At 31.1% G+C, this 8,267-nt stretch carries 7 protein-coding genes and 1 pseudogene; all 8 read right to left on the bottom strand.

Annotated features, from left to right (window positions below; translation table 11 throughout):
- Positions 1 to 7: 7 nt before the first annotated feature.
- Positions 8 to 2,209: a RelA/SpoT family protein gene (locus CLLI_RS12585; protein ID WP_106064552.1), complete on the bottom strand. Its 2,202-nt coding sequence runs from the start codon at positions 2,207 to 2,209 to the stop codon at positions 8 to 10.
- A gap of 100 nt (positions 2,210 to 2,309) precedes the next feature.
- Positions 2,310 to 2,828 (bottom strand): adenine phosphoribosyltransferase, encoded by a 519-nt coding sequence (locus CLLI_RS12590; RefSeq protein ID WP_106064553.1) that lies wholly within the window; start codon positions 2,826 to 2,828, stop codon positions 2,310 to 2,312.
- A 110-nt stretch (positions 2,829 to 2,938) separates the two neighbouring features.
- Positions 2,939 to 3,811, bottom strand: a complete 873-nt coding sequence (locus CLLI_RS12595) for a DHH family phosphoesterase (RefSeq protein ID WP_106064554.1) — start codon at positions 3,809 to 3,811, stop codon at positions 2,939 to 2,941.
- A 164-nt stretch (positions 3,812 to 3,975) separates the two neighbouring features.
- A complete protein-coding gene (secF, locus tag CLLI_RS12600) occupies positions 3,976 to 4,863 on the bottom strand; it encodes a protein translocase subunit SecF (RefSeq protein WP_106064555.1) in 888 nt (295 codons plus the stop codon).
- Position 4,864: 1 nt separating this feature from the next.
- Positions 4,865 to 6,130: a protein translocase subunit SecD gene (gene secD, locus CLLI_RS12605; RefSeq protein WP_106064556.1), complete on the bottom strand. Its 1,266-nt coding sequence runs from the start codon at positions 6,128 to 6,130 to the stop codon at positions 4,865 to 4,867.
- Between the two features lie 158 nt (positions 6,131 to 6,288).
- On the bottom strand, positions 6,289 to 7,653 hold the full coding sequence (scfB, locus tag CLLI_RS12610; RefSeq protein ID WP_106064557.1) for a thioether cross-link-forming SCIFF peptide maturase: 1,365 nt from the start codon (positions 7,651 to 7,653) through the stop codon (positions 6,289 to 6,291).
- 65 nt (positions 7,654 to 7,718) lie between these two features.
- On the bottom strand, positions 7,719 to 7,856 hold the full coding sequence (scfA, locus tag CLLI_RS12615; protein WP_035770427.1) for a six-cysteine ranthipeptide SCIFF: 138 nt from the start codon (positions 7,854 to 7,856) through the stop codon (positions 7,719 to 7,721).
- A gap of 223 nt (positions 7,857 to 8,079) precedes the next feature.
- Positions 8,080 to 8,267: pseudogene (locus CLLI_RS14635) on the bottom strand (ISLre2 family transposase); the annotation flags it as partial.

Below are 8,267 nucleotides of genomic sequence, written 5' to 3' on the forward strand. Positions count from 1 at the left end.
ACTCCTCCTAATTCTTTGTCCTATATACTTCGGAAACTCCATTTAATTTTTTCATTCTTTTCATTAAATCTTTAAGATGTTCTACATTATGAATTTTCAACTTTATATTTATTAAAGCATTCTTTCCTTTTGTAGTCTTAGCGTTTATAGAATACAAATTAGTTTTAGTTTGAGTAATAATATCCATGATTTCCGCAAGTAACCCATCTCTATCTTCCGCCTTTAACTGTATTTCCGCAATATAGGCTCCGGAGTTTTCTGTCCCCCAGCTTACTTCAACTATTTTGTTTTCTGCATTTTCCATAAGTAAGGATACATTTTTACAATCCTTTCTATGAATAGATACCCCTCTCCCTTTAGTAATATATCCTATAATCTCATCTCCTGGGACAGGATTACAGCATTTAGAAAATCTAACTAACACATTGCTTGCTCCCTTAACTATTACTCCAGGGCTGCTATTTTTCTTTTTCCCATTTTTATTTCCATTTTTATTTTCATTTTGTTTAATACTTTTGCTATTTGCATTATTAATTATATCCTGAGCAGACAATGGAATTTTATTCCCATTTTCATATTGTTCTCTTATCTTTGTAACAATATTAGAGGATATTAGATCCCCCACCCCTACTGAAGCATAAAGATCTTCAATGGAATTAAAATTATATTTTTTTAATAATCCGTTGAGTATTTCACCCTTTGCAATTTCTCCAAAATTATACCCTTGTTTTTTAGCCTCTTTTTCCAGCAAGTCTTTACCTTTACTAGTGTTTTCCTCTCTCTTGGCTTTTTTAAACCACGCTTTTATTTTGCTTTTAGCCTGGTTACTTTTAACTATATTAATCCAATCTATATTTGGACCCTTAGCAGTAGGTGAAGTTATTATTTCTACTATTTCACCAGTTTTCAAATGATAATCTAATGGTACCATTTTATTATTTACCTTGCCACCAATACATCTATTTCCTATATCCGTATGTATTTTATAGGCAAAATCTATTGGAGTTGAATCACTAGGTAGATTAATAACTACACCCTTAGGAGTGAATACGAAAACTTCATCAGAGAATAAATCTATTTTGAAGCCTTCCATAAATTCAGTGGCATCAGAGGTTTCTCTTTGCCATTCTAGCATTTCCCTTAACCAAGTCATCTTTAAATCCATATTATTTTCCGTAGATTTACCCTCTTTATACTTCCAATGAGCAGCAATACCGTATTCTGCTGTTTTATGCATTTCAAAGGTTCTTATTTGGATTTCAAAGGGTTTCCCCTGAGGTCCAATTACTGTTGAGTGTAGAGATTGATACATGTTAGGCTTAGGCATGGCAATATAATCTTTGAATCTTCCTGGAATAGGCTTATACATAGTATGAACGATTCCTAGTGCAGCATAGCAGTCCTTTACAGTATCTACAAGTATTCTTACTGCAGTTAAATCAAATATTTGGTCTAAAGTCTTATTTTTATTCACCATTTTTCTATATATGCTATAGAAATGTTTTGGTCTACCATCAATATCAGATTCTATACCAGCCTTTTGGAGACTTTCCTTTAGTTGCTTTATTATCATTTGAATATAATTTTCTCTTTCAACCCTTTTTTCTGCAATCATCTTTACTAGATCATAATATTCATTTTGATGTATATATCTAAAGGATAAGTCCTCTAATTCCCATTTTATTTTGGAAATACCTAATCTATGTGCTAAAGGTGCATATATATCCAATGTTTCCTTAGCCTTTTCCTTTTGTTTTTCCACAGGCATATATTTTAAAGTTCTCATATTATGAAGTCTATCTGCTAACTTTATAAGTATTACTCTTACATCCTTAGCCATAGCTAATAACATTTTTCTTACATTATCTGCCTGCTGCTCTTCCTTAGTCTTATATTGAATTTTGCCAAGCTTTGTTACACCCTGAACTAATTCTGCAACTTCACTGCCAAATTCTTTTTTTATATCCTCATAATTATAGCAAGTATCCTCTATTACATCATGCAATAATCCTGCTACTATGGTACTTGTATCCATCCCCATGTCGGCTAATATGCAAGCCACTTCTAAGGGATGTATAATATAAGGTTCTCCTGACTCTCTTTTCTGATCCTTATGAGCATTATAGGCAAAATTATATGCTTTTTGGACTAGTTCCTTATCAACATTATTACAATTTTTATTTATTTTATCCATTAAGTTTTCAAGCATATTTTACTCCCCTAAAATCAATGGCTGGTTAATTAAACCAGCCATTATTTTTTACTACTATTATATAATATTTTGTAGAAACTTGCAATTTATATTTTGACTATATGTCATACTGTACAAGGGATAGAAGGTCATATTTTTGTAATTTTTCTCTGCCCTTTAAGTCTGTCAATTCTATGACGAAATCAAGGGATACAACTTCTCCTCCTACACTCTCCACTAATTTAGCAACGGATTGTATAGTTCCCCCAGTAGCAAGTAAATCATCAACTATCGCAACTTTCTGACCTGGTTTAATTGCATCTTTATGAATTTCTAATATATCAGTTCCATACTCTAACTCATAGCTTACACTTATAGTTTCAGAAGGTAATTTACCTTTTTTCCTAACTGGCACAAAAGCTGCCCCTAATGCATAAGCTATAGGCGCACCAAATAAAAATCCTCTGGCTTCTGGTCCAACAATTACATCAACATTTTTATCCTTAAGATATTCAGCTATTGTATCTATTGTAAATTTAAATGCTTCCTTGTCATTTAGCAAGGTTGTTACATCTTTAAAGCTTATACCTTCCCTTGGAAATCCTTCTATTACTCTTATTTTTTCCTTTAAATCCATTATCGTTTTCCCCCTAAAACTTTAAAAATATATTTATTTTACTATTTCTAGCCATCACACTATTATATATTAAAAACAATACTATATTCAAGATAATACTTTGTAAACACTTATTCTTCATGAGTTTTAGTTATTTTAATTTCATTTTTTAAATACTTTGCAATCTGTTCCGCTCTATCGCTATTAGAAGTAGTAAAAAGTTCCACTGTTATTCTTGCATTATCAAGCCATCTTGAGCTATTCCGTCTAGGCATTATACTACTCACCAATCTATTTGCGCTTTCCAAATTTATATACTTAATATTATTGACCTTTATTAAGGCTTTTAATCCATAATTATTAGTATAATTCATATGATATATTCCTTCATCTATCATAAGCTTATTTTCTCCTATATATGGTACATGATTTGAAATGCTTCCTAACATAACTAGATCTAAATATTTACTTATGCATTTCATTTGATAATAAGAAGATATAGCTTGAACAAGCTTATAAGTCACTCCTACGCTGGATAATTCCTTAAAAGGATATGTACATTCAGCTTGATTGGGATTGATTACCACAGTTCTTGGTATGATACTATCAAAGGTATGGTAATCCGTAATAATCACATCTATACCTAACTGCTTACATAGTTCCACCTGTTCATAAGAGTTCATACCGCAGCCAACAGTAATCATTAAATCCGTACCAAGAAATTTTACATGATTTCTTATAATATCTGCATCTATATTAAATTTACCATTATCTCCATCAGATATAAAGTATTCTACATCTGCATTTAAATACTTTAACACCAAAAAAAGCAAAGAAACAGCCGTTATTCCATCTAAATCATAACAACCATATACAATTATTTTTTCTCTTTCATTTACAGCTTTAACTATTCTTCTTAATCCATCATCCATTCCTAAAAGCATAAATGGATTATAAGAAATAGAAAGCTTAGAAAATGGGACAGCTTTACCTTTCTTTTCCATAACTAAATCCTCCAAAAAATAAAAAAGCATATATATTATAATTTAAAATATGGGTTTTGACAAATACGTTAAATATTTTATTTACAAATTAAAAAACCAGAGCACTCATATACTCTGGTTTTATATAAATATCTACATATTTACGTGAATCTATATTTTATTATTTATTTCGACACTAAAGCCTTTTTTAACCCTTTATTTTTAAATATAACCCATAATGGACTTGAAATAAATATTGAAGAATATGCTCCTGATATAATTCCAACTATTAAAGGAGTAGCAAAATCCCTTACAGCTGGAACAAATGCAAATACAGCTGTAATAGTGAATAAAGTTGTAAGTACTGTATTTATTGATCTAGTCATAGTTTCAGTTATACTTATATCAGCTAATTCTACATCGCTAGCTCTTCTCATTTTCTTTGAATTTTCTCTTATTCTATCAAAAACAACTATAGTATCATTTATAGAATAACCAACTATAGTAAGTATAGCGGCTATAAAACTTGAGTTTATTGGTATCTGAAGTATAGCGTATACAGATACAGTTATTATAATATCATGCACTAAACCTAAAATTGCAGCTAATGCAAATTTAAATTCAAATCTAATTGCAACGTATATAAGCATAGCAGCATTGGCAATTAATAACGCCAATAAAGCGTTTTGCCTTAATTCTTTACCAACAGATGGTCCTATTCTCTGCTGAGAAACTAAATCCTTATCTTGCAATTTATACTTTTCCTTAATTTCATTAAACATAGGACCTACTTGCTCATCTGTTAATGAATTACTTCTTATTTCCAATTGAACCTGATTTGCAGTATTTATTGCAGTATTTGTAGTATAGTCTTTAGTATATTTACTAATTATTTTTTCTACTTCCTGCTTATCAAAATCCTTTTTCATGTTAATTTGAACTAAAGTACCACCTTTAAAGTCTATACCATAATTTAACCCATTTTTAATCATACAAAATAATCCTATAAGCATTATGATAAGAGAAATAGAAAACCATATTTTTGTCTTCTCAATAATCTTTAATGTCTTCATATTATTCTACCCTCCTCTTAACTCCAAAGGCTGCCAAGCTATTTAGCATACCCATGTCTACGGCTAATTTTAATAAAAATCTTGTAACAACTATTGCTGTAAACATACTTAATATTATACCTACCATTAAAGTGAGGGCAAAACCTTTAACTGATCCTGTTCCTAAGTTATATAGCACTACAGCTGCAATAATAGTGGTTATATTTGAATCAAGAATTGAAGATAAAGCTCTATGGAAACCTGCATCTACAGAGGATCTAACAGACTTACCAGCTCTTAATTCTTCTTTTATTCTTTCAAATATAAGTACATTTGCATCCACCGCCATACCTATTGTAAGTAAGAAACCTGCTATTCCTGATAAAGTCAATATGGACTTCATAGAAACAAATGTTGATAGCACCAACACTATATAAAGTGTTAAAGCGATATCTGCAATAAGACCAGGTATTCTATAGTAAAGTAACATAAATAGAAATACTAGTCCTACCCCTACTACTCCTGCCTTTACGCTAAGAGGCAGAGCATTAGCTCCTAGAGTAGCCCCTACGGTTTTTACTTCAACAGGTTTTACAACTACAGGAAGAGCTCCTGATTTTATTATACCAGCCTGTCTTTTTGCCTCTTCCAAAGATTTACTTCCTGTAATTTGAGCTTTTCCATTTGGTATAACCTCATTTACCATAGGATCAGTCAATAATTCCTCATCCATATATATAGAAATAGGCTGACCTACAAATTTCTTAGTTGCTGCGGCAAACTTTTTTGTTCCTTCATCATTAAGCTCTAAGCTTATAATAGGCTGATTATTATCTGGGTTTATTTGTGCAATTGCATCTTTTACATCTTTTCCTGTAAGAATAACTTGTTTATCCGGTCCTACAAACTTAAGTTCTCCGGTTTTTCCCACAGTATCTATAACTGCTTTTGCATCATATATGCCAGGTATTTCTAATCTAATTCTTTTTGATCCTTCCCTTTGTACTACAGTTTCACTGACACCTAATTTATTAACTCTAGAAGATAATAGCTCTATGGTTCTATCTATGGTAGCTGTATCAACTTTATCAGCCTGTATCTCCTCTACCAGTGATACACCACCTTGAAGGTCAAGACCCTTTTTTATGGTCTCTCCAAAGGGTTTAAACCTATATCCTGTTCCCAATATATTATCTATTCCATAAGCACCAGCATAAGCTAAAGTTCCTATAATAAGTACTGATAGTATAAATAACACTGTACTCTTTATGGCATTTTTTTTCTTCATCTTTATCCCCCTTCTTTTGTAAGTCTAAAATATAAAGACCATAGAAATCTTCACCATTAACTCTAAAAAAATTAACAATATACAAAAATTATATATCCTCTGTAAAAAATAGTCAATATAAGTAAGTATATATACTTACTTATATTATTCATACTGATCTACTCTTCCATAATCTTCGCCTTTAAAGCTATAGCACATTCTATTCTCTTTTTTTGCATTTCGCAGCCTAATTTATAAGGTATATGTATGTCTTTATTAAAGTTATAGTTATTAGCTTGGCATCCTCCACTGCAGTAGAATCTAGCCCAGCATTCTTTACATATTGGTTTAAAATAAATATTAGCTTCTTTAAATTTTCTTTGCATATTTTTGTCTAAGCCTTGTTTCAATACATTACCCATTATAAAATCTTCATTTCCTACAAATTGATGACAAGGATATATATCTCCTGATGGAGTTATGGCTACATATTCATGTCCTGCTCCACAGCCAGATATTCTCTTATAAACACAGGGGCCACCTTGAAGGTCTATATTGAAATGATAGAACTTAAATTCATTTCCTTTTTTATGGCGCTTAACCATTTCTTTATAAATTTTATCATACTGTTCAAATATTTTAGGTAAATCCTCTTCTCTTAAGGATAGAGAATGTTCTTCTGGCAATACTACTGGTTCAATGGATATTTCATCAAAACCTTCATTAGCTAAGTGTATAAGATCTTCATAAAAATCTAAATTATTCCTTGTAAAGGTACCTCTAGCATAATACTGCTTACCTTTATCTCTAATATTAACCATTTCTTTTATCTTTGGTAATATAGTATCATAACAACCGCTGCCATCAACTCTTACTCTAACATCATCATTTACCTTTTTTCTGCCATCTATGCTTAACACTATATTCCCCATGTTTTTATCTAAATAGTCCATTATTTCATCATTAAGTAAGGTAGCATTAGTGGTCATTGTAAATCTAATGGTTTTATTATGTATTTTTTCTTGTTCTTTTGCATATTCAACTATTTCTTTTACTGTGTTAAAAGCCATCAGAGGCTCCCCTCCAAAAAGATCTACCTCTATGTTCTTTCTTGGGCCAGAGGACTTTATTACGAAATCAATTGCCTTTTTCCCAATGTCAGCAGACATAATTTCTCTTTTCCCTTTATATTCACCTTCATCTGCAAAACAATATTTGCATCTTAGATTACAATCATGTGCTATATTTAGGCATAGAGCTTTAATATAGGAAGGGCCTTCCGCTGCCTTTAATCCTATATTTTCATATAAATCCTTTGAATATAATACGCCTTCTTTTATAAGCTCTTCCAATTCTTCATAAGCTTCAATTATATCCTGTTTTTCATATGCTTTCCCAAACTCTGCTATTATGCTTCCTTTATCTTTCAGACCATCTTCTCCAACAATATGGTATACTAATTCATCAACTACATGAACCGCTCCTGAATTTACGTCTATAATGTAATATTCCCCATCTTGGATAAACTTATGAATATCAGCCAATTCTTTTTCCTCCCAACTAATTATAACTAAATTTAAAGCAGTAACATAAAGTTACTGCTTTTATATTAATTTTCGCACGCTAAATTTGCAACTGTACAAGAAGTTTTACATGCTGACTGGCATGAATTTGCACATTCCTTACAGCCTGGTTTCTTTAAGCTGTCTTTTATATTTGATTTATTGATAGTTCTTATATGTTTCATTTGAATTCCTCCATTCATATAGGCTATTTTCGTTTGATTATAACATAAAACATAAATAAAATAAAGTAAATATCAAATATTGTTTGTGTCAAGTTAAAGTGGGCAATTTATTTTTTGAATTTTTCCCATTATAAATTCAGTTGAAAATTTTATCCAATAGGGCTTCGCCCGCGGCCCGAAAGGGCGTACTTATCCCCTTAATTTTTTATCTAAATTTTTAAAACTATCTATAAATAAGTTCGCTAAAATTTCTTTCTTGAAAAAGGTTTTGTATGGCTTTTCTACCATTAGTCATGGCGCAGCCTGTAAATGGTATCCTTGCTTGTTTTACAGGGTAATACTTGCTTCCCTTTGCTTTCTTATTTACATCAGCTGCTGTTAGCGTAATCATTTCTGTTATTGTACCTAATT

Origin of the sequence: Clostridium liquoris (genome assembly GCF_002995785.1) — a bacterium.
Lineage (GTDB): Bacteria > Bacillota > Clostridia > Clostridiales > Clostridiaceae > Clostridium_AO > Clostridium_AO liquoris.

What these genes read in the sequence shown, in the direction of transcription:
- CLLI_RS12595 (WP_106064554.1), bottom strand. Translation starts at nt 3,811, where the DNA reads ATGGAAAAGAAAGGTAAAGCTGTCCCATTTTCTAAGCTTTCTATTTCT.
- secD (WP_106064556.1), bottom strand. Translation starts at nt 6,130, where the DNA reads ATGAAGAAAAAAAATGCCATAAAGAGTACAGTGTTATTTATACTATCA.
- secF (WP_106064555.1), bottom strand. Translation starts at nt 4,863, where the DNA reads ATGAAGACATTAAAGATTATTGAGAAGACAAAAATATGGTTTTCTATT.
- CLLI_RS12585 (WP_106064552.1), bottom strand. Translation starts at nt 2,209, where the DNA reads ATGCTTGAAAACTTAATGGATAAAATAAATAAAAATTGTAATAATGTT.
- scfA (WP_035770427.1), bottom strand. Translation starts at nt 7,856, where the DNA reads ATGAAACATATAAGAACTATCAATAAATCAAATATAAAAGACAGCTTA.
- CLLI_RS12590 (WP_106064553.1), bottom strand. Translation starts at nt 2,828, where the DNA reads ATGGATTTAAAGGAAAAAATAAGAGTAATAGAAGGATTTCCAAGGGAA.